The organism is Flagellimonas profundi, from assembly GCF_017313275.1.
In the GTDB taxonomy this organism is placed as follows: domain Bacteria; phylum Bacteroidota; class Bacteroidia; order Flavobacteriales; family Flavobacteriaceae; genus Flagellimonas; species Flagellimonas profundi.
Window position 1 is genome coordinate 1,608,496 of record NZ_JAFLNM010000001.1, and the last position, 24,769, is coordinate 1,633,264.

A 24,769-nucleotide genomic window follows, 5' to 3' on the forward strand; every position below is an offset into this window, starting at 1 on the left:
ATGAAAAATTACGATACCCTTTCAGAAGCCATATCCGATTTACAGGCAAAGGGCTATACCTATGATTTTAACCTCAAGCCCCATTGCCTGGAATGCGCTTCCCTTAAAATCGAAATTCGACCGGAGGACTTTAAGGTCGACCAGACCCATCGTTTTGAGGGGATGAGCAGCACCGATGACAACAGCGTGCTGTACGCCATATCCTCCAAGGATGGCATCAGGGGCATCCTGGTGGATGCCTATGGCGTCTATGCCGAAAACATTTCTGAAAAAATGAGAAAAAAATTACGATAACCCAAAAAAAGGACCAATCATGGAAAAGCACCAACACCACGACCATTCACAGATGAACCACGATAAGACCGACCACTCCAAAATGGACCATGGTCCCGGGGACCATTCGGGGCACAACCCCGCACATGGCCAAATGGGCCACGACCACCACAAAATGATGATCGCCGACTTTCGAAAGCGATTTTGGACAACACTAGTACTCACCATACCCATTTTGTTCCTATCACCCATGATCCAGGATTTTTTTGGGTATGAATTCCTGCTTCCCGGTAACCCTTACTTTCTTTTCGGGCTTTCCACCATTGTATATTTCTATGGGGGATGGCCTTTTTTGAAAGGTTTTTGGTCAGAAATAAAACAGGGGGCACCGGGAATGATGACCTTGATCTCCATGGCCATTTCCGTAGCCTATTTCTATAGTACGGCCACCGTATTCGGACTGAAGGGCCAAGACTTTTTCTGGGAGCTGTCCACCCTTATCGCCATCATGCTGCTCGGGCATTGGATAGAGATGAAGAGTGTCCTTGGTGCCTCAAAAGCCTTACAGTTGTTGGTCAGCATGATGCCCGCCGATGCACACCGTGTCAAAGGGGAAACCATAGAGGACATACCGTTGGAAGCGGTATTGAAAGATGACATCATACTGGTCAAGCCGGGGGAAAAGGTCCCAGCCGACGGTACCATCGTCGAAGGCAGCAGTTACCTGAACGAATCCATGCTCACGGGGGAATCGAAACCTGTAAAGAAAGAGGAAAAGGACAAGGTGATCGGCGGTTCCGTCAATGGCAACAGTACCTTAAAGGTCAAAGTGGAGCACACGGGCAAGGATAGTTACCTCAACAAAGTAATCACGATGGTGGAAGAGGCCCAAAAGACCAAGTCCAAAATGCAGAACCTTTCCGATAGGGCCGCCAAATGGTTGACCTATATCGCCTTGGCCATTGGTTTTGGGACCCTGGCGGTATGGTTGGCCCTGGGTTTCCCCTTTGTCTATGCCCTGGAACGCATGGTGACCGTTATGGTCATTGCCTGTCCCCATGCCCTGGGTCTTGCCATCCCTTTGGTGGTGGCCATTTCCACCGCGGTATCCGCCCAAAACGGCCTATTGATCCGCAACAGGACCGCCTTTGAGGAATCCCGGAAGATATCGGCCTTGTTATTTGATAAAACGGGGACCCTGACCAAAGGTGATTTTGGCGTTACCCGAATCCAATCGGTCGATGACAACTATTCCCAGGATGAAGTCCTTCGCCTGGCAAGTGCCTTGGAACAAAGCTCGGAACACCCCATTGCCGTGGGTATCATCAAAAGGGCCCAAGAGGAAAAGGTCACCATTCCCAATCCCTTGAACTTTCATGCGATCACTGGAAAAGGGGTCGAGGCAACCGTGGAGGACAAACCGGTAAAAGTGGTCAGTCCCGGTTTTTTAAGGGACAACAACATTCTCATTCCCAAAGACGCCTATAGCGATGCCGCCGAAACCGTGGTATTTGTGTTGATCGAGGAAAAACTGGCCGGATACATTGCACTGGCCGATGAGATACGATCGGAATCCCAAGAGGCCATCCAGGTATTCAAGAAGAACGACATCAAGGTATTGATGGCCACTGGGGACAATGAAAAAACGGCCAGGGCCGTTAGCGAAAAACTCGGTTTGGATGGCTATTATGCCGAAGTGTTGCCCCACCAAAAAGTGGAAATAGTGGAAGAACTCCAACGTAAGGGCGAGTTCGTGGCCATGACCGGGGACGGTGTGAACGATGCCCCGGCCCTTGCAAAGGCCAATGTGGGCATTGCCGTTGGTTCCGGTACGGACGTTGCGGCGGAAACCGCCGACATCATCTTGGTCAACAGTAACCCCAAGGATATTGCCAATCTCATCCTGTTCGGCAAGGCCACCTACAACAAAATGATCCAGAACCTGATTTGGGCAACGGCCTACAATGTAGTCGCCATTCCGTTGGCCGCCGGTGTACTGTATTCCTCAGGGTTTGTCATGGGCCCTGCCGTTGGTGCGGTGTTCATGAGCCTGAGCACCATCATTGTGGCCATCAATGCGCAGCTGTTAAGACGTAAGATAGGAAGGTAATCGAAGGATGATAGGCAATTAGAGCAATTTAGTACATATTAGGGCATCCCCATTTTCAGTGATTCCGAAACCCTGTTAGGCCACTTCAAGGAAAAGGTGGGGCTCTTGCATATCCGCACTCGAATCATCACTCGACTGATGGATTATGTCTAAAAACTTCATTCTTAAGAAATAAATCCAATAACTTTAAACTTTACCTTTAATCAACAAATCATCATAATTTAAAATGATCAAAACGCTTTTTACAGAATTCAGGACATTGACGTTGATTGTAATTATCATACTTCTCACGATTACAATTGCTTTGGCCTTTAACTGGTTCCTAAACCGTTTTATCAAAAAATCCTTGCTGAACCATCACAAGGATTTGACCGGGTTTCTCTTCATCAAACATATTTCTACTGCACTGATCTATGTGGTGGGCATTGCATGTGCCTTGGTACAGATTCCTGAATTCAAAATTGTCGGTCATTCCCTTTTGGCAGGTGCCGGTGTTGTTTCCCTGATTGCCGGTCTGGCATCCCAACAGGCACTGAGCAATATCATGAGCGGCATCTTGATTGTCATCTTTAAACCTTTCCGTGTGAATGACAAGATTACCATCCGTGAAAGTTTTACTGGAATTGTTGAAGACATAAATTTACGCCAAGTCGTGATTCGTGACTTTGAGAACAATAGGATCATAGTCCCCAATTCAGTGATAAGTTCCGATTTGATCATCAACGCCCATTTGGGGGATACCAAGTGTTGCAAAATGATTGACATTGGTATAGGCTATTCCTCGAATGTGGAACAAGCCTTGGATATCATGAAGGAAGAAGTAGCGAAACACCCACTGCATATCGATCCCAGAAACAAGGAGGATTTGGAGAACAAAGTTCCTCCTGTGATTGCCAGGGTAACGGCCCTTAACGATTCATCCGTAAACCTACGGGTATGGGCCTGGGCGGCCAACTCAGCGGATGCCTTTGTCCTTCAATGCGACCTTTTACAGAATATCAAGAAAAGGTTTGATGATGCAGGTATCGAAATCCCATTCCCCCAACGCACCGTTACATTCCCCAATACCATGGACAAAAATGAAATCTAATGGAAATCAAGAACACCAACCACGTCTATAAAAACAATTTAAAACCATCGGAACGTTTCGCCATATGGATCACGGATCGGATCGGAACCATCGGTTTTTTTATTCTTATCCTAACATGGACCATATTTTGGCTAGGATGGAACATGTTCGCGCCCGTTCATTTACGTTTCGACCCCTACCCCGCTTTTGTACTTTGGTTGTTCATTTCCAACATGATCCAGATATTTCTGATGCCCTTGTTGATGGTGGGGCAAAACCTTCAGGCCAAAAGAGCGGAGATAAGGGCTGAAAATGACTATAACGTCAACATCAAGGCGGAAAAGGAAATAGCGCTTTTGATGCAAGAAATCAAGGAATTGAAAAAAATGCTTTCGGAAAAATCATCAAAGTAAACCCTACCTGTTTTCTTCAAGGATTTCCATAAGCTTTGGTATTTTCTTCAAGGTGGACTCGTAACCGATTTCAAAAAGTGTTTTGGATTCCTTGATGTCAAACATATTGAACCGATAGCTGTCCTCAATTTCCAAGGCCAAATCGCATTGCTTGAGACGCGGATAGACCGTGTTCCAAATGGCCAATTGAAAACAACGTGAGCCAACATTCCGTCTTCCCTGGATATCATATCGTTCCTCATGGGGACAGACACTGGAACCGATAACAGTATCACAGCTGGCCATCAGGGGCTCAATGGGTAAATTGTTCAACAACCCTCCATCTACATAGGTGTTTCCATTGAGAACAATGGGTTTAAATAGTAGCGGAAGGGCACAAGAGGCCATCAAGGGAATAATAAAGTTACCTTCCGAGGCAATTTCAAACTTCCCTGAATTGATATTGGACACACAGACATGAAGTCCGTTCTTGGGATTCTGGTGCCCAGTCACATGGATATGGGCTTCGAGAAACTTCTTCAAAAAGGTAAGCTCGGTAACTCCCTTATTGAAGATTCCCAATTTAAAGATATTTAAAAACTCTTTTTCGTGTGAAAGGTCAAGAATCTCCATCGGGGTATATCCAAAACAGTACAATGCCGCGATGATACTTCCTGCACTGGAACCGGAAACATGTTCCAGAAATATCCCGTGCTCGTTAAGGGCCTGAAGGACCCCTATGTGGGCTACTGCCCTGGCACCACCTCCGGACAAAGCAATTCCAATCAATCGCATTCTTTATTGTTTCTACGTTTTCAACAATTTAAGCATTATTGGAAGTACCACCAATAACAATGGCAATGCGAAGACCAACCCTCCGATGACGGCAATAGCCAAAGGTTGGTGCAACTGGGCCCCTGCTCCAATACCCAGGGCCAAGGGAATCAAGGCCATGATTGCCGCAGTGGCTGTCATTAACTTGGGCCGCAATCGTTGGGCTATGGAATATTCGATCTTTTGAAGATGTGATAACGAAACATCACATTCTTGGTACTGTCGATAGGTAAAAATGGCATTCTCCCCGATAATCCCGACTATCATAATGATACCAGTGTAACTCCCTACGTTCAAAGGTGTTCCTGTCAATAATAGACTCAACAGACAACCTGCAACCCCTAAAATGGCAATGAATATGATGGCAAGAGCAATCTTGATCCTTCTGAACAGAAACAATATGACGGTAAAGACCAACAGTACCGCGGCAATCAAAATGAGCATCAATTCCTTAAAAGCCTGTTGTTGTTGCTGGTATTCCCCTCCATATTCAATATGATACCCCGGGGGAAGGCTGATCTTCGTGGACAGATTGTTTCGGATATCGGTCAAGGTCGACCCCAGGTCCCTGTTGTTCAAGCGAGCCGTAACGACTCCCATGGATTTTTGGTTTTCCCGATTGATCTCTGCCACTCCCTTCCCTATTTCAATTTTAGCCACCTTTTGTAGGGGTACAATATCCCCACTGGGCAATTGCAGGGTCATTTGTTGGATATCGGAAACCGAATTGGTGTTGGTGCCGGGAAATACCAACCGGATGTTCACTACCTGCTCCCTTTCAATGATACTACTGATGACCACCCCTTGGATCTGGGTTTCCAGTTGCGTTTGAAAGTCGGACGGCGTCAATCCCAGTTGTGCCAAAATGGGAACGTTGGGCTGAATGAGCACCTCGGGGCCCGCCACAATGATTCCGTCGCTCACATCGGCCGTACCATTTACCTGCTCCACCAATGTTGCGATTTGCCTGGAAAAATCCTCCAATTTTCCGATGTCGTCACCGAATACTTTAATCTCAATAGGTTGTACAGAACTCATAAGATCTCCCAACATATCACCGATCACCTGACCAAAATCTACCGTCAGCGGTGGCACCGCCGCTTCAATTCGTCCCCTGATCTCATCGGAGACCTCGGTTGTAGTCTTTTTCCGTTTATCCTTTAGTTTTATTAGATAATCCCCTCGGTTCTGTTCGGTTATAAAAAATCCCATTTGCGTACCCAAGCGTGCCGAATAGGCCTCCACTTCCGGTTGCCCGTCCAAAATCCGGTTGACCACCTGTAACATCCGATCGGTCTCCTCCAAAGTGGTCCCCGCAGGACTGTAATAGTCCAAAACAATGCTGCCTTCATCCATTTCCGGCAAAAATCCGGATGCCAATTTCGAGGGAACCAGCCAAATGATGGCCAAACATCCGAGGGCAAAAAGAACCCCAATCATTGGTCTGGTCAGAACCGTATGGATCCATTGGGTATTTGTATGAAGTTTTTTTGTGATTTTCTTTTTCGAGGCAAACAGCATCGAAAGCACCGGCACCACAAGCCATGTCACCAAAAAGGAACAGGCCAACGCAATGATCATACTAAACGCCATCACCTTGAAATAGGCCCCTGCCACCCCTGTCATCAACACAAAGGGAATAAAAATCACCAATGTGCTCAAGGACGACCCTACCATGGCCGGAAATAAATGGGCAATGGCCTCCTTGGACCACCATGCAGCGTTCTGGTCCGGATGCTCCTCTTTGATCTTATGCACCTGTTCCACGATGATGACCACATCGTCTATCATCAGGCCAATGGCAGCGGCAATGGCACCAAGGGTCATGATATTGAAAGTGTATCCAATGGCATCCAAAACAATAAGGGTCAAGGAAAGGGAAAGGGGAATGGTAAAAAGTACCACCATACTGGCCGAAAAAGACCGTAGGAACAGGATGACCACCAATAGGGCCAGTACCAGACCTATCCAAAGTACATCCTTGATACTGCTGATACTGGTATTGACAAAATCCGCTTGCTTGTAATAGGGTAAGAGTTTTACACCCTTTGGGAGAATGGACTCCAGTTCCCTTACCTTTTTTTCAATAGTGTTGTTGACCTCCACAAGATTGGAATTGGGCTGTTTGATGACAGCGATCAGGGGAACATTTTTACCATTGGCCAGGATCTTGGTATAGGATTTGGCCTCGGTCACTTTGACCTCGGCAATATCCTTCAACCGGATCAATCGATTTGGGGAGTTGATGATGACCAGGTTGCGAAGATCATCCAGATCATCGATGGCATTGTCGGTCAAGGTAAGATACAACCGATTATAGTCCGAGGCATATCCATTGGATTGCAAAATATTGGAATTGACCACGGCACTGGTAACCGCAGCAATCGAAATACCAAGGGTATGGATGACATAGGGTTTCAATTCAATTTGGTATTCCTTGTCCTTGCCCCCTATCACCGCAATGTCCGACACCCCCGGCGTTGCGGCCAAATAGGGCTTTATCTGATATTTCGCTATTTTCTTCAAATCCACTTGGGAGAGCCCCTCCCCTTCCAGGGAATACCCCATTACTGGCAGAATGGAGGGGTTCATTTTCTCTACGGATGTGGTCGTATTGGGCAAAATATCCCCTTGGGACTGGTTGATAAAGGATTCAATCTGCGATTTGGCCGTATTGATATCGGTACTCCAATCCAAAAAGACAGAAATCTCACAACTGCCCCTTGAGGTGGTACTACGGATATATTGTAACCCTTCCGTTCTTCGGATGATATTTTCCAAAGGAATGGTCACCGTGGTCATCATTTTGTCCACAGGTTGCTGACCGGCATCCGCGATCACTTTGATCTTCGGAAAGGTGATGTCAGGAAACAGTCCCGTCTTCAGTCCCCGATAGGAAAAAACACCCCCGATCAATAACATCAGGGCTATGGCCAAAAGTGGATATTTGTATTTGGAGTAGGATAGCTTCATTATTTTTCGATACTGACTTTGGTGGAATCCTGCATTTGATAACTGCCTTCGGTCACCACCTTGTCATGGATTCCTAGGTTTTTTGATATGACCTCGATCAAGGAATCGTTTTTGAGGCCGGTCTCGACATCTTGTCTGACCGCCAGGGTGTCACCCAAGACCCTCATGACCCAAAAATCGGTCAACAATTCATTGGATTGAAGGGCGGAGTGTGGTATGGTCATGGCATTCTTTTTTTCCTTGTAGACCGTCTTGACCTGCACGTTCAGATTTTCGGGGAGTTCCTGCCCTGGGAGTTCGATCAAAAATTGTTGGGATTGGGGAATAGGGTCGATCACTGGAAGGATGGCCGATATTTTGGCCTGGATGACCGTTCCGTTCTGCAGCATGATCTCGCAAAGGGTCCCGATATCGATATGATCCCCATATTCATAGGGCACGTTGACTTGGACCACGAGGGAACTTGGTTCTGAAATTATGGCCAGCACATCCCCTTCCGCCACATAATCATTACGCTGCACATTGAGTTGGGCTATGACCCCAGTACCATTACTGATGACTGAAATAGGCCCTGAAAGCTTGGCCAAGGTACTATCTATCTTTACGGCTTCGGCCAGCGCATCCTGTTCCTTGGTCCTGACCGTGGCAAAGGTCTGTCCGGCACGGATATGGGATCCCAATTTATGGGGCAACCAAGAGACATATCCCGTAACATTGGAACGCACGTTCTCCTTTTTCTGGTACAGGGTCACTCCATTGAAGGTGATATATTCCTTGATGTCACCTTGTTGAACCGCAGCGGTCTTTACCTGAATGGGCACTTCCGATGTGGTTGTGGTTTGGGGGTCGCCCTTACAGGACCCTACGGAGGTCAAGACCCATATGCAAAGAAAGGTGTACCCTAATTTTTTCATCATATCACCAGTTTGTATAGTTATATTGGTTACGCAACAACCAGAGGTTGGTCTGAGCCTGCAGTTTGGCATAGGCCGTCAATTTATAGGTTTGGACCAGGTTCAAATAATCGATTACGGAAGCAAGTCCCTGAACCATTTTTTGTTTATAGATTTCCAGTATGTTCGACTGCAGTTGCAGTTGTTGTTCCATCTGTTTCAAATATGCCGTTTGTCCCTCCATCTGCATCTGAAGGCTTTCAAGGGTATTTTGGGCCTGGGTCTCATTGTACTTCTTGTAATAATCCAGGTTGTCCAATTTCAGTTTATTTTGGAGCTCATTATATTTTTTCTGGTGACCATCGTAAATCGGTATGGTCAACCGGAGCCCTGCACTGAGTCCGAACCTACGTTGAAGGTTGTTCAGGTCCACTGCATTCAATCCAGAGTTGCCGTACACTGAAACCTGTGGCCGGTATTGGTTCTCAAATACATTTTGATCGGCGGATATCTGAAGGCTATCCAGGGCAAATCTTTTTTCGAAGAGCAAGGTGTCCTTTTGGGACGTTGTTTCAATTTGGGGTTCGGCCAAGGGATCGAAGTTTGTAAGGGATACCCCTGACAAGTTTCCCATTTGGGTATAAAGGTTCTTGAAGTTGATATCGATCTGATCCAATTCCAATTGTTTCGTCCCTATATCCGATTGGATGGCCAAATAATCACTTTCGGCCAAAATGCCCCGCTTTACCAACAACTCCATGACCTTTAACCGATTATTGAGATCTTCAATGATACCAAGGGTAAAGTCCTTTTGGAGTTGCAATTGGTAAGTGAAGATATAGAGGTCCGTGATGTTCTTGACCAGATTTCTGGTCATTTCCTCCTGTCCCAAGGCCAGGGACGCATTGTACAATTGGTTTTGGAGCAACAGATTGTCCACAATCGTCTTATTAAAAATGTTTTTGGTAATGTTCACTTGTGCAGAATAGAGTCCCCCATTGGTAATGCCCACATCATACCCCAGGGCATTGACGGAAGGGTTTGTGGTCACATCCAAAAACTTGCCATTACTGTTGAAATAAGGTGCCACCAAAACTTCGGAGGTGGCATTGATCTGAAAGGCATTGTTCCGTGCCCTGATGATTTCGTTCTGCAGTTCCCCTACATTTTGAAGGTTGGCATTTTCCAAAAGTCCAGGGGCATTTTCTTCGGCATTGGTCACAAAGAATCCAAGGGATCTTTCCTGTGCACAGCTGTGATGTACCAATCCGAACAAAACCACCATACACACAAAATACCTCATTACCAAACCATTACTGTTTTTCAAATATATCATTCTATTTCAAAATCCATGGATAATCACAAATCGAGAAAAGCCCGATCCAAGTTGTCTTCCCTTTTAGAACTTATAGACCACCCCAAGGGCATAGGAACCGTCCCCACTTTGGAAGCTCACATCAAAATGTTCCTTCATGTAGGGGGTGGTAAACAGATAGGTCGAGGCAATTCCTGTCAAGGCCCCGCCCAAAATATCCCATCCATCGTGTCTATCGTTCACCCCCTCGATCCTACTGTAGGCAACGTAGGCGGCTACGGCATAGGCAGGGATTCCATATTTCCAACCGTACCTCCGTTGTAAAAAGGAAGCACCCTGAAAAGCAAAGGAGGTATGCCCTGACGGAAAAGCATGCCCATCGAGCCTACCTTCGGGCCTAGGTTTATTGATGGCATATTTCAAGATCCATGTGGCCGTCAAATTGGCGGTTGCCGACTTTCCCAATTGCCAAAACCCTTCCTTGTCCCCTTTGGCCAAAACGGTGATCAACGAAAAGGCCGTTGGGGCGAATTGTGCATAATCCCCGATCTTTTCAATGGAAGTTTCCATTGCAATCTCTTCTGCAACTTCCGATTGTTGCCCCTGCAAGTTGTTCAGGGCCAACAAAAAACACAATAAAATGGCATACTTTACCATGACGTATCAATTTTATGGTTCATTTATAATTTCCGTATCAAGTCGGCCCCGTAAAGTGGCCAGGTGTTGCTGTTTTACTGGTTCAAGCTCCCTTTGTCCAAAGGCGGTGAAATACCGGTGTTCCTCCAAGAAGGAAATATTGAGCAAGACCCAATCGCGTTCGGTATAGGACCACCCATGAAAATGCTGCCACTCTTCCCGTAACAACGCGTTCTTTGAAAAAAAGGATACGGTTCCCAAATGGAACAGATCGGCGTCACAAAGGATCTTTTCCAATAAGGTATTGGGGGATTGTGGCATTCTAGTGGCCATGATACAGGCCTGTACCGTTTGTAATGTTTCTTTTGGATACTTCCATGGTTCCAGGAACTTTGTTGCCATGGCATTGCTTTGGGCCTCATGCCCCTCAAAACCGGATGCATTTCCCACATCATGGAACAAGGCTGCCAATAGCGCCGGCTCCAATGCCTTTTCCGATAGCCCTTCATCCCTCCCGATCACCCGGACATGGTCAAACACTTCCAAGGTATGTTGCGCATTGTGGAACGGTAGTGACCCACATCGGCCTCCTTTCAAGAATGACACGCAGAATTGCCTGGCCAAGGAAAGGATATCTCCTGAGTTATGGGTTCGATCCTGATGTTTCATCCCTTTTTCCAAGGCTTTGCTTTGGTTCTATAAAAAGTCCGCATCATCTAAAAGGTATAATTAAATCCAATGACGACCCCTTGTCCATCGCTTGAAAAAGTGAGCTCCATGCGATCTTCCTTATAGGGCCTTGTGAACAGATAGGAACTTCCGATGCCCACCACGGCTCCCGCAAGGACATCCCAACCATCGTGTTTGTGGGCCTGGATACGGCTATAGCCCGTGAATGCCGCCAAGGCATAGGCAGGCGCCCCGAATTTCCAACCGTAACGTTTTTGTAAAAAGGCGGCACTTTGAAAGGTCGTGGAGGTATGGGCAGATGGAAAGGCACGGTATCCATTATCATAGGGCCTTGGTTTGTTGATGGCGTATTTCATCCCAAGGGTCACGGCTTGGTTCAACGCAAACCCTTTGGCAAACTGCCAACTCCCCTCCTGGTCCCCGATGAGCAGTGTCCCGGTAAGACTGGCCATCGGAAGGGAAACCAGCAATACATCCCCTGCAGTTTGTAGTGTCTTGTCCTGGGCATGGGTGTCCCAAACCGTACAGGCCAAAAGCAGAAACAACCCTATGGTCGATATGCTTTTCTTGATTCCAATGGCTCCAAAAAACCGTACTTCCATGATGGTATACTTCGTTTGTGGTATGGGGATAAAAGATCCTCCCCTAACATTATGGAACGAAAGTAGTACTGAAATCTAAAGACAATTTTAAGTTGCGTCCGAAGTACTATCCATCATCCTTTTGTTCTGGGCACAATTACGGTCAAGGCTTTCTTTTCAATACCGATGGAAATCGTATTGTCCTCCATGGGATGGAACTCCCCATCTATCTGGGAATCGAAATGGGCACCGGGCAGTCCTGATAGATCAAGGCCTGTGGTTTGAAAATGTGTTGCTTCCTTGAGTAAATGCGGCTTGTTCATCAAGAGCAGAACACCCAATACCAACATTTTGAACCTGTTGATCTTGGTAATGACCAATACATCCAAAAGCCCATCCTGTAAAGATGCCTGTGGCGTAAGGCTCAGGTGATACCCCATCACATTGGTATTGGAAACAAACACCAGAAAGGGGTTTGTCCTCCATTGCTTCCCATTGGCCTTGATCCCGATTTCTTGGGGTTTCTTCAATTCCTTAAAGGAAGTCATACATGCCCCCAGATATCCGGATAAAGTGCGCCTATTGGAAGATTCATAATTCTTGATGACACTGGCATCAAAACCTACCCCGGTGTTACTGAAAAAATAGCAATCGTTCATCCGCCCAGCATCAATGCGGATAGTATGTACATTCCGCAAAAGTCCCAGGGCCTCACGCAGGTTTTTGGGGATATGGAGGTTGGAGGCCAAGCCATTTCCGGAGCCAAACGGGATGATGCCCAAGGGGATGCCGGTACCCACGAGACAGGAGGCCACTTCATTGATGGTACCGTCCCCGCCACAGGCCACGATGATATCCGCACCCTCAGCTACCGATTCATTGGTCAGACTGGTGGCATGGGTCTTGTATTGGGAATATTTTACGGTCAACCTATGAAAGCTCTTGATAAAAAACTGATCTAAATAGGCCTCATTGAGCACCCTTTCCCCCTTGCCCGCAATGGGATTGACAATAAAATGAATTCTCTGATGCCCCATCAATACCGAAGTTTAAGTCCTCCGCTGGAATAGAGAAAATCAGCCACCTGGTACCACGAAATGGCCTCATCGAGAAAAGCCCGGTCCGTGGGGATACTTTTCAGACTGTTGTCGGAAGGATCCCAATCATAGAAATTGGCATTCTTTTGATCTCCAAGCACCATGACCTGGTTCCCTTTCAACAACCCCAACTTTCTGTAGTTACCGATGAAGGCCCTTTCTTCTTCTGGTGTCATCTGTAATACATCCTTTCCAAAAAGGTTGGAGGTATAGTCCCAACCCAATAAGCCGAACAGGGTCGGAAACATATCGATCTGTGAACAGAGGTTATTGATCTTTCCTGTATTTTTTTGGGGCAGGTTATAGATCAGAGCAGGTATCTGGTAATTCTGCACATCCAATTCCCACCGGCCGGCACTACTGGCACAATGATCGGCCATGATCAAAAAGACCGTATTGGCAAACCATGGTTTCCCCTTGGCCTTGCGAAGGAACTCCCCGATGGCATAATCCGTATATTTTACCGCCCCGTTCCGTCCCGTTCCTGAGGGAATGTCTATTTTGCCCTCGGGATAGGTATAGGGTTTGTGATTGGAAGTGGTCATCACAAAATCAAAAAAAGGCTGCCCTGCACCGTAGGCCCGGTCCGCTTCTTTCAAAACTTTATTGTAGATGTCCTCATCACAAACACCCCATGCATTTTCAAAGGTGACCTCGTCATCATCGATATTCGTCCTTTTGGTCAGGATGCTCTTATCCATTAGAAATCCACGGCCACGGTCCACAATGTTGAAACCATTGCCCCCAAAAAAGGAGTTCATATTATCAAAATAACCGTCCCCTCCATAAAAAAAGTTCCGTTCATACCCTTTTTGTTCGAACACCTCCCCGATGGTGAACAGCCCTGCATTGTCCACCCGTTTGACAATACTTCTCCCCGGTGTGGGGGGAATGCTCAAGGTGATGGCCTCCATGCCCCTTACGGTGCGTGTACCCGTGGCATACAGTTGGGTAAAGAAGAGGCTTTCCCCTGCCAAGGAATCCAGATTTGGGGTCAGATCCAGTTCGTTCCCGAACGATTTCAGGAACTTTCCACTAAGGCTTTCCACACAGATAAAGACCACATTGGGCCTGACGTCCAACACAATACTGTCCGTGGGTGTTACGGTCCGAAGGATTTCATCCGCATCAGGGTGAACAAAAGTTGTCCCATCCATGGCCAGTTCACTTTTCACACGGGCAAAGGCCTCTTTATTCTCAACGGTCATATAGAAATCCGGGAACGAAAGTTCATTGTTCCGAAAGGCAGCAAAAAAGGAATAGATGCCCGCTTTGGAAATTTCGTTGTTATAGCGATTGCTTGACCATTCCGCCTGTTCATTGGTCAATAAAAATACCGAGAGCACCATGACCAACAGCCATGGTACAGCGGATAAGGACCGTTGTGCGAAATGGGTGCCGGTGGAAAAGGTCCTTTGAAAGACCCCAAACCTGAACAACAACCAAAAGGTCACCGCCACCAGTCCCAGAAGGGTCCCGATCAACAAGGGCAAGGGGTAGGATTCATTGATGTTCTGCACGACCTCATAGGTATAGATCAAATAATCCACTGCTATAAAATTGTACCTTCTATGGAACTCATCCCAAAAGGTAAATTCCCCCAGAAACGAAAAATATAGGATAAAGATGCCCAAAAAGAACCCAAAGAAGGTCAGGACGCGATCCAAGAGGGAACCGGACCATTTGGAGGGCACCAACACAAGATAGACCAAATAGGGGATCACAAAAAAGGATAGTGTCGCCAAGTCGAACACAAAACCGACCACAAACGTCCAAACAAGGGACAAGGGACCGGTATCGGTCTCCTGAAAATCCCAAACCAACAATATGCCCCGAACCACAAGGGAAATGGACAAAAAAATAAGAACGAAAGCCCTCAACAATGCATACCGGGCCGGAAAGATTTTGGTCAACATGGTACTTTTTGAAAATCGAAGGTAGGATCCAATTCTTAAGGAAACTTAAAGTTATCCCCTTGTAAAATCGAGATCAGTCCCCGACCAAAATCCTAGAAGTAAAGCGATAGTCATCGGAGGGAATGATCTGGCTGTGGCCATCCTCAAAAAAATCGACCCCAAAAAGGCTTCCGTGATCCACAAGTTCAAAGATGTACTCTGCCGAATTTCCCCGGTTCCGCTCATAGACCTCGTATACGTCACCTTCAGGATAGGCCTTTTTGACCCTATCCATCAGCTGCTTGGGAACTTCCTCCCCATGCAGCTCCAGCTCAAAATATTCCAACAGGCCATCCAAGGTATAGCTCGCGGTCATATAGTCGAATTTTTCCATATAGAAATTTACCTGCCAATGGCCATCAGGAGTATAACGCCATTCGATATCCCTTGCGTTCAAGAACTTGGAGGTAAAGGCCCTATCGATGGTATCAGGTACTTTTCTGGTACAGGCCACTGCCAGCAGCAGCAAACATCCCAGAAGCCTTCCCGAACTCAAATTCACTTGGTCAAGCCAACGCTTACCTCTTGCCCCTGTAATCCATAAAATCCTCATTCCTTACTTTTTATAAAATTTAATCTTCCACTCCATGGTCTTCAACGTATTTTAGGAAAACCGACAGTACCCATGGGATTCCACTAGTTGAAAAAGGTCGGGAAGCATGAACTCCCGACCTCCATCAAAAACCAACTCAAACTCAAACCTAAACTTTAGTCTTTATCCTTTTCCCCTTCTTCATCGACGACCTGTTTATGGATCAATTTTCCATGGACATCGATACTTACTTCCAGTTCTTGTTCGCCTTTTTCCACTTCAATTTCATAGGTCAGGCCATCAACGGTCTCGGAAATTTCCGCCTCTTCGATTTCATACCCGGATAATTCCGTGTCCAAAGTGGCCCTGACGGCGTCTGGAATATCCTTTTGTTCAATTTCATGTTCCGTTTCCTTCCAAGTCCCATCTTCCAGGAAATTCGCGGAATATTCCATCCCGTTCATTTTGAATTCAGCTTCCCATTCAGCATCCGATTCCTTGTCCCATTTCACTTTCTTCACTTGGGGAAACTTTTTAACAAAGGCTGCCTTTACCCGAAGGGGCACGGAACGGTTACTTGCAAAGGCAAAGAGTGCAAGTCCCAAAAGGGCAGCGAGGGGTAATCCGATAATAATTTTTTTGTTCTTCATGGTTCCAATTTTTATATCTGACCTAAAACTACACTCCAATTCTAAAGATGGTTTAAAGCAAATCTAAAGATGGCCCCATCGCCGTTCATTTACCTCCCTATAGCTTGTACCGAAGCCCCAACCTAAAAATCTGGGTCTCGAAATAGTTTTGGTACAGGGCCGTAAATCCTTGGTCCGTTACTTCTTGGCGGATACCGAACCGATTGAAGATATCGGTGGCGGAGAAGGTCAGTTCCGCCTTTTTGTCCCAAAAACCCTTTTTGAGGCCTAGGTCCACTGAAGATCTTGAGAGTTCCTTGCCTTGGGGGATGTTCTTGTCCGAATAATAGATACCTGTCAATTGGATGGCCAGATCATGTTCCAATTGAAGCTCCGCATTCAACTTGGCATTCCAGGCATCTGCTGTGGATTCCTCCACCGTAAAAGTCCTTTCATAGGGGAATAGCAAAGTCCCCTGATAGGCATCAATGGCATTGGAGTACCAATTAAAAGTACCCGATACCTTTACCTTGTTGGAAATATCCTGGGCCAACAACAGTTCGACCCCTGTGTTGGTGGCCCTTCCCGTGTTCTGGTAAATGCGGTTGACAATGTCATAGTCCGGATTGGAAGCATCAATGCTGTAGACCCTCATATACTGGTCCTTGATCATCCTGTGGTACACTGCCGTAAAAATGGATCCTGTGGACCAGCTATATTTATGGGCCAACTCCACGGCATTGGTGAACTGTGGCCGCAAATAGGGATTGCCCACTTTGAGCAGTTCGGGATCGTCGTACTTTGGAAAAATCCGAAGTTCCGGTTCCCCCGGACGGTCGACCCTGCGGTTGTAGAACACCGACAATTTGTTGTGCCCCCCCAATTTATAGGTAAACCGTGCACTGGGGAACAGTTCGAAATAATCGTATTTGTCATTATTGGGGTAATAACTATTGACTGGGTCCAGGTCGTAGAAAACATCGGTCTGTTCGGCACGGAGCCCCGTCTCGATATCGAACGTTTCCTTTTCAAGGACATAGTTGGCGTACCCGGCATAAAGGTTCTCCCCCCAATCCGAAAAGCTGCCCAGACCGGGATAGATGATGGACTGGTTCCCCGGTGTGATGGTATAGTCCACGGGCAATCGCCTTATCCGCAGCTTGGCCCCCAGTTCCATCCGGCCCGACCGTAAGGGCCTCACATAGTCCGTGGATATACTGGTGGTGTTCTCAATGGCCCTGATATTGGTTTTGTCCGTACCGATGCGCACCGCAGAACTATCGTTCAGGGAATAGGTCTCATCCTCCAGCCCCTGGGTGTATTGGGCACTGGCACTGAGGGTATGTCCCGGTTGTGCAAAGGAATGCCTATAGTTCACCGTGGCGTTGATGAAGCGGGTGATCTCCTCTTCCTGCCAACCATAAAATCGGTTCCGTTGGTTGGCATCCATGTCCACAAAGGCCACCTGGGCGGTATCAATGTGTTTTTCGCGATCATATAGACCGGAAAAGGTTAAACTGTTGCGGTCATCCCAATCATAATCGACCCCTCCGTTGACAATGGATCGAAATTGTCTCCGGTTTTCGGGCACCTGGGAAAGGATATTGCGGCCGTCATCATAATTCCTCGTGGTGAACTCATTGTTCGGCAGGGCTTCCTGAAGGATAAACTCCGATTGCAGGAAATAATTCAGTTTTCCTTTTTTATAGTTGAGATTTAGGCTCGGGATCAATTTGGGATTGACCGAGTAGCTGCCCAGATCCGTTGGGGTATCGGCCCGTCGTTTGCCCAGGGCACCGAGACCAAACGATAGCCCCACGTCCCCGTTGAGCCCGGCCTGTCGTTCCTTTTTATAGATGATGTTCACGATACCCGCAAACCCATTGGCATCATATTTTGCCGAAGGGTTGTTGATGATCTCGATCTTTTCAATATTGGACGCGGGGATATTTGCCAGCCCTTTTTGGTTCCCAAACCCCGTAAGGCTGCTCTGTTTCCCTTCGATAAGGACCACCACCTTGTCACTGCCCCTGAGGACGACCTTCCCCTCTTGGTCAAAGGTGACCCCTGGCAGGGTTTTCATGGCATCCATGACCGACCCTCCTGATTGGGCTATATTGTCCTCAAGGCTAAAGGTCTTTGTGTTGAGATCGGCATTGGTGGTGGCCTGTTGGCCCACTACCTCCACTTCTCCCAAACTTTGGGCACTGGGCAGCAATTCCACTTTACCGAGGTCGAACACGTTGTTCAATCCCCCTGCTACCACGGTCCGCTCCGAGGTGGCAAATCCGATAAAGGAAAAATAGAGTGCATATTCCCCCAATGCCACGCCATCGATTGTAAACCTCCCCTGTTCATCACTGATCGCCCCGGTCACCAGGGCATTGGTATCCAACTCGTGCACGGCCACATTGGCAAAGGCCAAGGGTTCCTTGGATTCTGCATCCAAGATCTGACCGGAAATGGTAATGGTCTCTTGGGAAAACAAGGGGCAAGAAAAGATAAAGGAAAATAACAGGGCATATAGGCTTCGCATGGAAAACGTTTTAAGTTAAATGCCAAATCTAGGATCGAAACCTTAAGGGAATTTAAAGTTTTACATTTTCCCTGATTTATTTCTTCCCAAAATGGATGGTGAACACATGCCTGTCCCCTGAAAATCGATAATCGATCCCAAAACCATAAAGGTCACAGATCCGTTTTACAATGGCCAGGCCGAGCCCAGTTGCCTTGACCCCATCGGACTCCCTATAAAATCGGTTATAAAGACTGTCGGGGTGTTTCAGGGGTGTTGTACCCGCATTTGAAATGGAAATATCATCCACCGTCGAGCCCACGACAATATCTTGTTGGGCAACATTGTATTTGATGGCATTGGAGACCAAATTGTTACAGAGCACCGATGCCAGATAGGGATCCATATCCGCCTTAATGGGATGTTCGAAATCGACCTTGATAACATTGTTGGAAATCTCACAAAAGTCCTGGACCGTTTCCGCCATGAGCCTCGTGATATCCAATTGCTCGATATTGGCGAACTGGTTGTTCTCGATCTTGGTCAACAAGGTCAAGCGCTTGGTCATTTGGGAGAGTCGCTGTATATCCCTTTGGATGGAAGTGAGTTGTTCGAACTGCTGGTCGTCCAATGGTTCCTCCATATTGATCACGTTCTCGATCTTTGCCTGTATGATGGCCAAGGGGGTCTGCATCTCATGGGATACATCCTCCGTATATTGTTTCAGGTTCCGATAATCCGAACGGACCTTATTGGTCAAGATCTTGATCTCTGAATTCAATTCGGAGAACTCCAGGATTTCACTGTCCATCAGGGCGATGGGAGCATCGGAGCTGAGCGAAAACCGTTTCATTTGCTCCAGGTTGTGGAAAAAAGGGGTCCACAGTTTTTGGTTCCTCGAACGATTCACATAAAACAGGAACAGGAACACTAAAAGGATGATCACCAAATAGGAAATGACCACGGCGATCAGGATATTCTCCGATTCCACCACAAGTGCGCGGACCGTGATCCTATAATTTTCACCATTGATGGCGGAGAAGGTGGACAGTTCCCTGAACTCTTCCATTTCATCCTGCGAGGGATCATAGATGATGGTATCCTTTAGCACCTCATTGCCCAACCGGGATACCTTTTGGATCTCGACCACCGGGGACAATTGAAAAGGCTCCGGATTTTCGATCAGGGAACTTTCGATCCGTGCCTCTGTCGAACGGAGCTCTTCCTCCACTTCAGACCGGAGCAGGTTCCTCAGATAGAAATAAAGGGCCACCGTACTGACCAACATCAACAGGGCACTGATCCCCAAAAAAGTTTTGGAGGTCTTTCTGATCAATCGTATTTTTTTCAAGGTATCCCCCATAGATCACGCTTCCACGAACTTATACCCACTTCCGTAGGCCGTTTTGATATACTTTGCCCCTGCTTCGGTCAATTTTTTGCGCAGGTTGTTGATATGGACATAAATAAAATCAAAATTATCCGCAAGATCGCTATGGTCCCCCCATAAATGTTCGGCGATGATCTCTTTGGAAAGCACCCGTCCCTTATTGGTGACAAAAAAAAGCAAGAGATCGAATTCCTTACGGGTCAAGGAAAGGGCGTGCTCATTTACATAAGCGGTCCTAGAGCGCGTATCAATGGAAATCTCGTGGAACTCCAAACGGTCATTGCCCCCAAACTTGCCCCTTCTCAAAACCGCCTTTATCCTCGAATTGAGTTCGGCCAAATGAAAGGGTTTGGTCAAATAGTCATCGGCACCCAGATCCAATCCTTCCAGTTTATCGTCCAAGGAATTGTTGGCGGAGATGATGATGGTCGGGGTCTCCGAACGGTTGCGCTTCAACAGTTTTAGGATATCCAATCCACTACCGGTGATCAGGTTGATGTCCAGGACCAACAGATCGTATTCATAGAGGTCGATCTTATAGAGGGCCTCGTGGTAGTCTGAAGCCATTTCACAGACATTGCCATCCCTTTCCAAATAAGTGGCAATGGATTTCTGGAGTTCGGTCTCGTCTTCTGCAATAAGGATCTTCATACCTTAAAATTAAGGTATAAAAATAGATTCCAAATCTTTAGGAATTCTAAAGCCCTGATCAAGTGGGGCTAAAAATGTTTCAACTTTTGCCACCGACCTCGCATTCAATCCTTCATGGACCAACCATTCCATTAACTTTAAGAAAGGTTCAATATCTTCATTTTTTATGAGAAGTTGCCACTTATAGAATGGTTTACTTTTCAGGGCCAATATTATAGTTTTATGTTGTACTGAGATCATGTTTTAATGTTACAGCACACATTTACAAGGAATTAAAACCTTAAAAATGAGGTTGATCTTGAAGGTTGATCTTGACAACCAACTTCGCCCTACTCTCCCCGTCCATGGCCTTCATATCAATCGATGCCAACGACTTTACCATATGCAGGGTATTGGTCTTATACTTCAAAAAATGGAACATTTTTAAATGAGACCAATAGGCCGTCGAATACATATAGATCCAAAAGTCTTATTTGATAAAAAGTTCCAGTCGCCTACCGCCTTGCCTTTCCAGTAGGACCATTTTAAGCCGTTCATGGGCACCGGTCACATATTTGGGATATACATGGACAAACCGATAGGTGGAACCACTTTTAATGGTTTCCGGTTGTTGGAACCTAAGCTGTGGCTCCAATGGGGTCTCTTGATACGATGTCTTACTTTTTGGACTGCCATTTATCCGAAGGATATCCAAGGTTTCAAGGTCATAATCGATTCCTGATTTGTTTCGCAGCTCGAAAACCAAGAACATTTCTCCACCTTGATATACCTTTTTTTCAAGTCGCAATTGCATACCCTTACTTCTGACCGTTCCCAAGTTTTCCCCATTTTGTTGCTGGAGCAGTTGTTCCATCAGGGCCAAGCGTGTACCATCTTCGAACAAGGTATCCAATTTCCGGGCCGGTAAAGGACGTACCCCCCCCAAACTGTGTTGTTCATTGAGAAAAAGATGCGTTCGCGGTAACCGATCTTTATAGGCCACTTTAAACTCATAGGCATATCCGTCCAGGGTCATCACCCATAAATTGGTCGTTGTCCCTTTGATGGCCTGCAACAGTCCAAAATAGTGTGCTTCTTCCCGATCATAGGAGAAGACCGCATTTTCATTGCCGGTTATGGCCTGCTTTATAGGGCTGGGAAAAAATAGGGCCACATTCATTTGTGCATTGGCGTAAAGGGTATCCAAGGCTTCTTGGCCCCATACGAATGGGCCCAAAACAAAGGCCATAAGACTAATAAGTATACTCTTGATTTTCATGATCGCGATTTTAATAGGAATTGATAATGGTCTGTAATCTTCACCTTAACGGCCCGATGGTCACGTTGAAAGATGCGTTTGATCCCATTGAGGCGGGGAAGGCCGGGCACATTGATTTCATCCAAACCTTCATCCAAGGTCCGGTCCAACACTTCGCCCTTGAGTCGGTTCCTCACATAGATACCCTCCCTTCCGTCCTGGGCATCATGGGCCTTCAGTTTCAAAGGAAGTTCCCCAGAAATGGTCAGCTCCACCAAGACACGGTTGGGCCTGATCTTCACAAACCCAAAGAGCCGGGTTCCCCTTGGAACCTTTATCCCATCGAGATCAACAGATTCGGACAACCGCAGGTCCAGACGTTGTCCATCCCTTAGGGTTTGATCGCCATCCACATAGGCCTTGATCTCAAGATGGTCCAAGGCAGGATCAAGGGGACTTGATGCATAAAAAAGTTGATGGGACAAGGACAGGTCCGCAGCGGTCGGGGCCGAAACCGGTTCAGGTTCCAAGGCTTCCAATATATCGTCATGACTCGTTTTTCTCTCGATGACCTCCATCGGCTCTGGTGATTCCTCCCTATTTGTTGAAAAGGCACTGGAGGCATACACACTGTCGATGACACGTTGCTTTTCATATTCCATATAGTCGGGGTTGAAATAGCCCTTGTCATCGATCATATGGTCTGGATAGATGGGAGGAGCGGTAAGCTCGCGTTCCTCTTTAAGGGCTTCCAAGGCCCTTAGTTTGCTATCATACTCGACCTGTTTTTCTTCCAGATCGGGAATGGGAATCCGTTCGGGATCCAATTCCGGTTCCTTGTCCTTTCCAAAGGTCATGATGCCATAGATGGTCAAGAACAGTACCACACATACCATTACCAGGACAAATACAATTTTATTCTTTTGGGCTTTCATAGGCTTCCAGTTTACGAAGTGAGTTTTCAAAAAAATCAGTGATCAACAATCCATGCGGATTGTGCGGAAAGTTCCGTTCCACCTGTATCAAATGGCCCGAAGTGACCAGTTCGTAGGTATCGGTTACGGAACCTCTGTGGATCTGTAGTACCATGCGAGTTTGGAAAGCCATCATCCCGCCTTCCATCTCGATCTTGGATTCGATACGCTCTACTTTTTGGACCAGGGAATATTGCAGCAACCGATTATAGAAACCATCTGCCTTCTTTTGTTGGTATACCTCGGCCACGGACGCATTCCCCAACCATAGGGCTCTTTCCATATTGCCTTCATAACTTCCGGCATCCACCCCATAAAACCAGCTATGGAACTGTTCCAAATGGGCCAGTGCCTCGACTTCCAAGTGTTGACGTTGGGCCACCCATTGCAACGGAATCACCTCCCCTTCCCCATTGACCACAAAGGCATGGTCCAAACCATTCTGGTGTATTTTGACCACCACCATAATGGAGACCGAACATACCAACCCCGAGACGATGACCACGGAAAGGACCACCCAGCGGTTCAACCGCAATACCTGTTCTATATTTTTAAAAGGCGTTTTCATAGACTTCAATTTAACCGGTGAACAATCGAAGGGTAAAACTGGTCGCCCTTCGATACAATTTGAACTTAAGCAGCACGATAAAGCCAATTGTACCGAGTTCAATGATGGAGGCAAAGAATTCACTCCCAAAATCAAAACCAAAGAGGTTCCCCCAAAAGTTGGTACTGATCTCCGTATAAAGATTGTTTACGAAAACATTGACCAAAAAGAAGGCGGGCACCAGCATATACACCGCTGCGTACAACTTAAAAAACTGATAGGCCAGGGGACGAAACTTTTCAAAGACGGCCAAGCTGATGACCAAGGGAAAAAAGGCCTGTAGGATCCCCAATAGGAAATACCGCTCTGCAAGGAACAAAGGATAGATGAACAGGTCCATCAACCAAAGAATGACCCCGATGATAAAGGCCAAGACCTTTAATCCATACAAAGGAGTGACCAAGGCCTCATACAACAGTGCCATGGCTTTCTTGGCGGCTTCCAAGGCACCCACATCCCGTTCCAGGTCCACATCCTGCAACTGTAATGGGAGGAGTGCCGGAGCCGTGTCCCGGTATTGGGTCTCAATGGCCACCAAAATGCCATCAAAAACTCCCAATACCTCAGTTGAAAAGATGACCAGGAGCACCACCAAAAAATTCTTGGCCAGTTCCGTTGGGGTCAATCCCCAGGTATGGCCATCGGTGGAGGCTATTCCCTCATTGTATTTCTTCAATATGTTGACCAAAAAGAACAGGACGGCCAAGGTCTTCATCCCGACTATCGTGTATTGGGAGAAATCACTGTCCTTGATGGTCTGGAAGACCGCGTCCACATATTCCAATCCTATGCCCAAAAAGAATCCTGCCATCAGTATTCCGTTTCCCGGTTATTGATGATATCCTGCATCCTCCGAAAGGAGATGATCTCTCGATAACGTCTTGTTTTGACTTCCAGCTCGGCCACCATTTCTTGGGACTGCACCTTTTTTTCCATCAAAATGGAGGTACGCTCCGCATCGGTCATCTTCAAAAAATCACTGGACAAGATCTGGTTCACAAAATCCAAATCATCAATGGCCGTATCCATAATCTGCTCAAAGGCCTCCGACACCTGTTCCACCTCCCCTGCCTTGATATAGGGGGAGTTCAGAATATCACGAAGATCGTTCTGTACCGTTCGAAACAAAATCTCGTTGTTACGTGCCAATTCCCGGACCGCCTTCAATTGCTTGATGGTATTGTTGACCTTGACAATATTATCCTTCTGTTCCTTTAAAAACTCCACGGTCTTTAGCAGTTCAGAGGTCTGCTTTGCAGATTCCAACAAGGACTTGGTCATACTGATAAAGTTCGTATTGTCGTACACCGGCATCCCCTGGCAGGCAGCGCCTGCAGGCAATAACAGGGCCAAGGACAGCGCCAAAATCCACAATCGGGGATTGTTCCATAGGTTTTGTTTCCATTCTATATTCAT

25 protein-coding genes are annotated in these 24,769 nt (G+C 46.8%); 4 read left to right on the forward strand and 21 right to left on the reverse strand.

Translation table 11 applies throughout. The annotated features are described in order from the left end of the window. The 4 genes from J0654_RS07465 to J0654_RS07480 all read left to right on the forward strand — a co-directional run bounded on the left by J0654_RS07465 (position 1) and on the right by J0654_RS07480 (position 3,865). A complete protein-coding gene (locus J0654_RS07465; RefSeq protein WP_090294862.1) occupies positions 1–294 on the forward strand; it encodes a phosphoribosylpyrophosphate synthetase in 294 nt (97 codons plus the stop codon). Between the two features lie 19 nt (positions 295–313). Then, entirely contained in the window at positions 314–2,383 is a 2,070-nt protein-coding gene (locus J0654_RS07470) for a copper-translocating P-type ATPase (RefSeq protein WP_207027258.1), read from the forward strand. A 226-nt stretch (positions 2,384–2,609) separates the two neighbouring features. After that, entirely contained in the window at positions 2,610–3,473 is an 864-nt protein-coding gene (locus tag J0654_RS07475; RefSeq protein WP_207027260.1) for a mechanosensitive ion channel family protein, read from the forward strand. Then, entirely contained in the window at positions 3,473–3,865 is a 393-nt protein-coding gene (locus J0654_RS07480; RefSeq protein WP_207027263.1) for a DUF1003 domain-containing protein, read from the forward strand. Before J0654_RS07475 ends, J0654_RS07480 begins: the two co-directional genes overlap by 1 nt. Before the next feature lie 3 nt (positions 3,866–3,868). Here the strand turns inward: J0654_RS07480 and J0654_RS07485 are convergent, their stop codons facing one another. The 21 genes from J0654_RS07485 to J0654_RS07580 all read right to left on the reverse strand — a co-directional run bounded on the left by J0654_RS07485 (position 3,869) and on the right by J0654_RS07580 (position 24,769). Beyond that, positions 3,869–4,639: a patatin-like phospholipase family protein gene (locus J0654_RS07485; protein ID WP_207027265.1), complete on the reverse strand. Its 771-nt coding sequence runs from the start codon at positions 4,637–4,639 to the stop codon at positions 3,869–3,871. A gap of 12 nt (positions 4,640–4,651) precedes the next feature. Further along, positions 4,652–7,651 carry an efflux RND transporter permease subunit gene (locus tag J0654_RS07490; RefSeq protein WP_207027267.1) on the reverse strand — a complete coding sequence of 1,000 codons (3,000 nt, stop codon included), beginning with the start codon at positions 7,649–7,651 and terminating at the stop codon, positions 4,652–4,654. Further along, positions 7,651–8,568, reverse strand: coding sequence for an efflux RND transporter periplasmic adaptor subunit (locus tag J0654_RS07495; protein WP_207027269.1), 918 nt, complete (start codon positions 8,566–8,568; stop codon positions 7,651–7,653). The genes J0654_RS07490 and J0654_RS07495 overlap by 1 nt, the downstream gene beginning before the upstream one ends. A gap of 1 nt (position 8,569) precedes the next feature. Beyond that, positions 8,570–9,847, reverse strand: coding sequence for a TolC family protein (locus J0654_RS07500; RefSeq protein WP_207027271.1), 1,278 nt, complete (start codon positions 9,845–9,847; stop codon positions 8,570–8,572). Between the two features lie 96 nt (positions 9,848–9,943). Next, positions 9,944–10,516, reverse strand: a complete 573-nt coding sequence (locus J0654_RS07505) for a phosphatase PAP2 family protein (protein WP_207027273.1) — start codon at positions 10,514–10,516, stop codon at positions 9,944–9,946. Between the two features lie 12 nt (positions 10,517–10,528). Beyond that, positions 10,529–11,164 carry an HD domain-containing protein gene (locus tag J0654_RS07510; protein ID WP_207027276.1) on the reverse strand — a complete coding sequence of 212 codons (636 nt, stop codon included), beginning with the start codon at positions 11,162–11,164 and terminating at the stop codon, positions 10,529–10,531. Positions 11,165–11,211: 47 nt separating this feature from the next. After that, positions 11,212–11,787 carry a phosphatase PAP2 family protein gene (locus tag J0654_RS07515; protein ID WP_207027278.1) on the reverse strand — a complete coding sequence of 192 codons (576 nt, stop codon included), beginning with the start codon at positions 11,785–11,787 and terminating at the stop codon, positions 11,212–11,214. 113 nt (positions 11,788–11,900) lie between these two features. Continuing rightward, entirely contained in the window at positions 11,901–12,803 is a 903-nt protein-coding gene (locus J0654_RS07520) for a diacylglycerol/lipid kinase family protein (RefSeq protein WP_207027280.1), read from the reverse strand. After that, the gene (locus J0654_RS07525) at positions 12,803–14,779 is read right to left on the reverse strand and encodes an LTA synthase family protein (protein WP_207027282.1); all 1,977 of its coding nucleotides are present in this window, start codon (positions 14,777–14,779) and stop codon (positions 12,803–12,805) included. The genes J0654_RS07520 and J0654_RS07525 overlap by 1 nt, the downstream gene beginning before the upstream one ends. Positions 14,780–14,852: 73 nt before the next feature. Further along, a complete protein-coding gene (locus J0654_RS07530; RefSeq protein WP_207027284.1) occupies positions 14,853–15,371 on the reverse strand; it encodes a hypothetical protein in 519 nt (172 codons plus the stop codon). A gap of 155 nt (positions 15,372–15,526) precedes the next feature. Next, positions 15,527–16,000 carry a PepSY-like domain-containing protein gene (locus tag J0654_RS07535; protein WP_207027292.1) on the reverse strand — a complete coding sequence of 158 codons (474 nt, stop codon included), beginning with the start codon at positions 15,998–16,000 and terminating at the stop codon, positions 15,527–15,529. Positions 16,001–16,097: 97 nt separating this feature from the next. Continuing rightward, positions 16,098–18,515, reverse strand: a complete 2,418-nt coding sequence (locus J0654_RS07540) for a TonB-dependent receptor (RefSeq protein ID WP_207027294.1) — start codon at positions 18,513–18,515, stop codon at positions 16,098–16,100. A gap of 76 nt (positions 18,516–18,591) precedes the next feature. Further along, positions 18,592–19,857, reverse strand: coding sequence for a sensor histidine kinase (locus J0654_RS07545; RefSeq protein WP_207027295.1), 1,266 nt, complete (start codon positions 19,855–19,857; stop codon positions 18,592–18,594). A gap of 3 nt (positions 19,858–19,860) precedes the next feature. Next, positions 19,861–20,535, reverse strand: a complete 675-nt coding sequence (locus J0654_RS07550; protein ID WP_207027297.1) for a response regulator transcription factor — start codon at positions 20,533–20,535, stop codon at positions 19,861–19,863. Positions 20,536–20,544: 9 nt separating this feature from the next. Then, complete coding sequence (locus J0654_RS07555) at positions 20,545–20,775, reverse strand: hypothetical protein (RefSeq protein ID WP_207027299.1); 231 nt, start codon at positions 20,773–20,775, stop codon at positions 20,545–20,547. Between the two features lie 40 nt (positions 20,776–20,815). Further along, positions 20,816–20,944 carry a hypothetical protein gene (locus J0654_RS18360; protein ID WP_262897157.1) on the reverse strand — a complete coding sequence of 43 codons (129 nt, stop codon included), beginning with the start codon at positions 20,942–20,944 and terminating at the stop codon, positions 20,816–20,818. Between the two features lie 60 nt (positions 20,945–21,004). Then, positions 21,005–21,793 carry a DUF4138 domain-containing protein gene (locus J0654_RS07560; protein ID WP_207027301.1) on the reverse strand — a complete coding sequence of 263 codons (789 nt, stop codon included), beginning with the start codon at positions 21,791–21,793 and terminating at the stop codon, positions 21,005–21,007. Then, complete coding sequence (gene traM, locus J0654_RS07565; protein WP_207027303.1) at positions 21,790–22,707, reverse strand: conjugative transposon protein TraM; 918 nt, start codon at positions 22,705–22,707, stop codon at positions 21,790–21,792. The genes J0654_RS07560 and traM overlap by 4 nt, the downstream gene beginning before the upstream one ends. After that, on the reverse strand, positions 22,688–23,314 hold the full coding sequence (locus J0654_RS07570) for a conjugal transfer protein TraK (protein WP_207027305.1): 627 nt from the start codon (positions 23,312–23,314) through the stop codon (positions 22,688–22,690). The genes traM and J0654_RS07570 overlap by 20 nt, the downstream gene beginning before the upstream one ends. A 10-nt stretch (positions 23,315–23,324) precedes the next feature. Beyond that, positions 23,325–24,164, reverse strand: a complete 840-nt coding sequence (locus tag J0654_RS07575) for a hypothetical protein (RefSeq protein ID WP_207027307.1) — start codon at positions 24,162–24,164, stop codon at positions 23,325–23,327. Next, a complete protein-coding gene (locus J0654_RS07580; protein WP_207027309.1) occupies positions 24,164–24,769 on the reverse strand; it encodes a conjugal transfer protein in 606 nt (201 codons plus the stop codon). Before J0654_RS07580 ends, J0654_RS07575 begins: the two co-directional genes overlap by 1 nt.

Bases quoted from the DNA above. Each gene is read 5' to 3' on its own strand.
- J0654_RS07465 (WP_090294862.1), top strand. From the start codon at position 1: ATGAAAAATTACGATACCCTTTCAGAAGCCATATCCGATTTACAGGCA.
- J0654_RS07470 (WP_207027258.1), top strand. From the start codon at position 314: ATGGAAAAGCACCAACACCACGACCATTCACAGATGAACCACGATAAG.
- J0654_RS07475 (WP_207027260.1), top strand. From the start codon at position 2,610: ATGATCAAAACGCTTTTTACAGAATTCAGGACATTGACGTTGATTGTA.
- J0654_RS07480 (WP_207027263.1), top strand. From the start codon at position 3,473: ATGGAAATCAAGAACACCAACCACGTCTATAAAAACAATTTAAAACCA.
- J0654_RS07485 (WP_207027265.1), bottom strand. From the start codon at position 4,639: ATGCGATTGATTGGAATTGCTTTGTCCGGAGGTGGTGCCAGGGCAGTA.
- J0654_RS07490 (WP_207027267.1), bottom strand. From the start codon at position 7,651: ATGAAGCTATCCTACTCCAAATACAAATATCCACTTTTGGCCATAGCC.
- J0654_RS07495 (WP_207027269.1), bottom strand. From the start codon at position 8,568: ATGATGAAAAAATTAGGGTACACCTTTCTTTGCATATGGGTCTTGACC.
- J0654_RS07500 (WP_207027271.1), bottom strand. From the start codon at position 9,847: ATGAGGTATTTTGTGTGTATGGTGGTTTTGTTCGGATTGGTACATCAC.
- J0654_RS07505 (WP_207027273.1), bottom strand. From the start codon at position 10,516: ATGGTAAAGTATGCCATTTTATTGTGTTTTTTGTTGGCCCTGAACAAC.
- J0654_RS07510 (WP_207027276.1), bottom strand. From the start codon at position 11,164: ATGAAACATCAGGATCGAACCCATAACTCAGGAGATATCCTTTCCTTG.
- J0654_RS07515 (WP_207027278.1), bottom strand. From the start codon at position 11,787: ATGGAAGTACGGTTTTTTGGAGCCATTGGAATCAAGAAAAGCATATCG.
- J0654_RS07520 (WP_207027280.1), bottom strand. From the start codon at position 12,803: ATGGGGCATCAGAGAATTCATTTTATTGTCAATCCCATTGCGGGCAAG.
- J0654_RS07525 (WP_207027282.1), bottom strand. From the start codon at position 14,779: ATGTTGACCAAAATCTTTCCGGCCCGGTATGCATTGTTGAGGGCTTTC.
- J0654_RS07530 (WP_207027284.1), bottom strand. From the start codon at position 15,371: ATGAGGATTTTATGGATTACAGGGGCAAGAGGTAAGCGTTGGCTTGAC.
- J0654_RS07535 (WP_207027292.1), bottom strand. From the start codon at position 16,000: ATGAAGAACAAAAAAATTATTATCGGATTACCCCTCGCTGCCCTTTTG.
- J0654_RS07540 (WP_207027294.1), bottom strand. From the start codon at position 18,515: ATGCGAAGCCTATATGCCCTGTTATTTTCCTTTATCTTTTCTTGCCCC.
- J0654_RS07545 (WP_207027295.1), bottom strand. From the start codon at position 19,857: ATGGGGGATACCTTGAAAAAAATACGATTGATCAGAAAGACCTCCAAA.
- J0654_RS07550 (WP_207027297.1), bottom strand. From the start codon at position 20,535: ATGAAGATCCTTATTGCAGAAGACGAGACCGAACTCCAGAAATCCATT.
- J0654_RS07555 (WP_207027299.1), bottom strand. From the start codon at position 20,775: ATGATCTCAGTACAACATAAAACTATAATATTGGCCCTGAAAAGTAAA.
- J0654_RS07560 (WP_207027301.1), bottom strand. From the start codon at position 21,793: ATGAAAATCAAGAGTATACTTATTAGTCTTATGGCCTTTGTTTTGGGC.
- traM (WP_207027303.1), bottom strand. From the start codon at position 22,707: ATGAAAGCCCAAAAGAATAAAATTGTATTTGTCCTGGTAATGGTATGT.
- J0654_RS07570 (WP_207027305.1), bottom strand. From the start codon at position 23,314: ATGAAAACGCCTTTTAAAAATATAGAACAGGTATTGCGGTTGAACCGC.
- J0654_RS07575 (WP_207027307.1), bottom strand. From the start codon at position 24,164: ATGGCAGGATTCTTTTTGGGCATAGGATTGGAATATGTGGACGCGGTC.
- J0654_RS07580 (WP_207027309.1), bottom strand. From the start codon at position 24,769: ATGAATATAGAATGGAAACAAAACCTATGGAACAATCCCCGATTGTGG.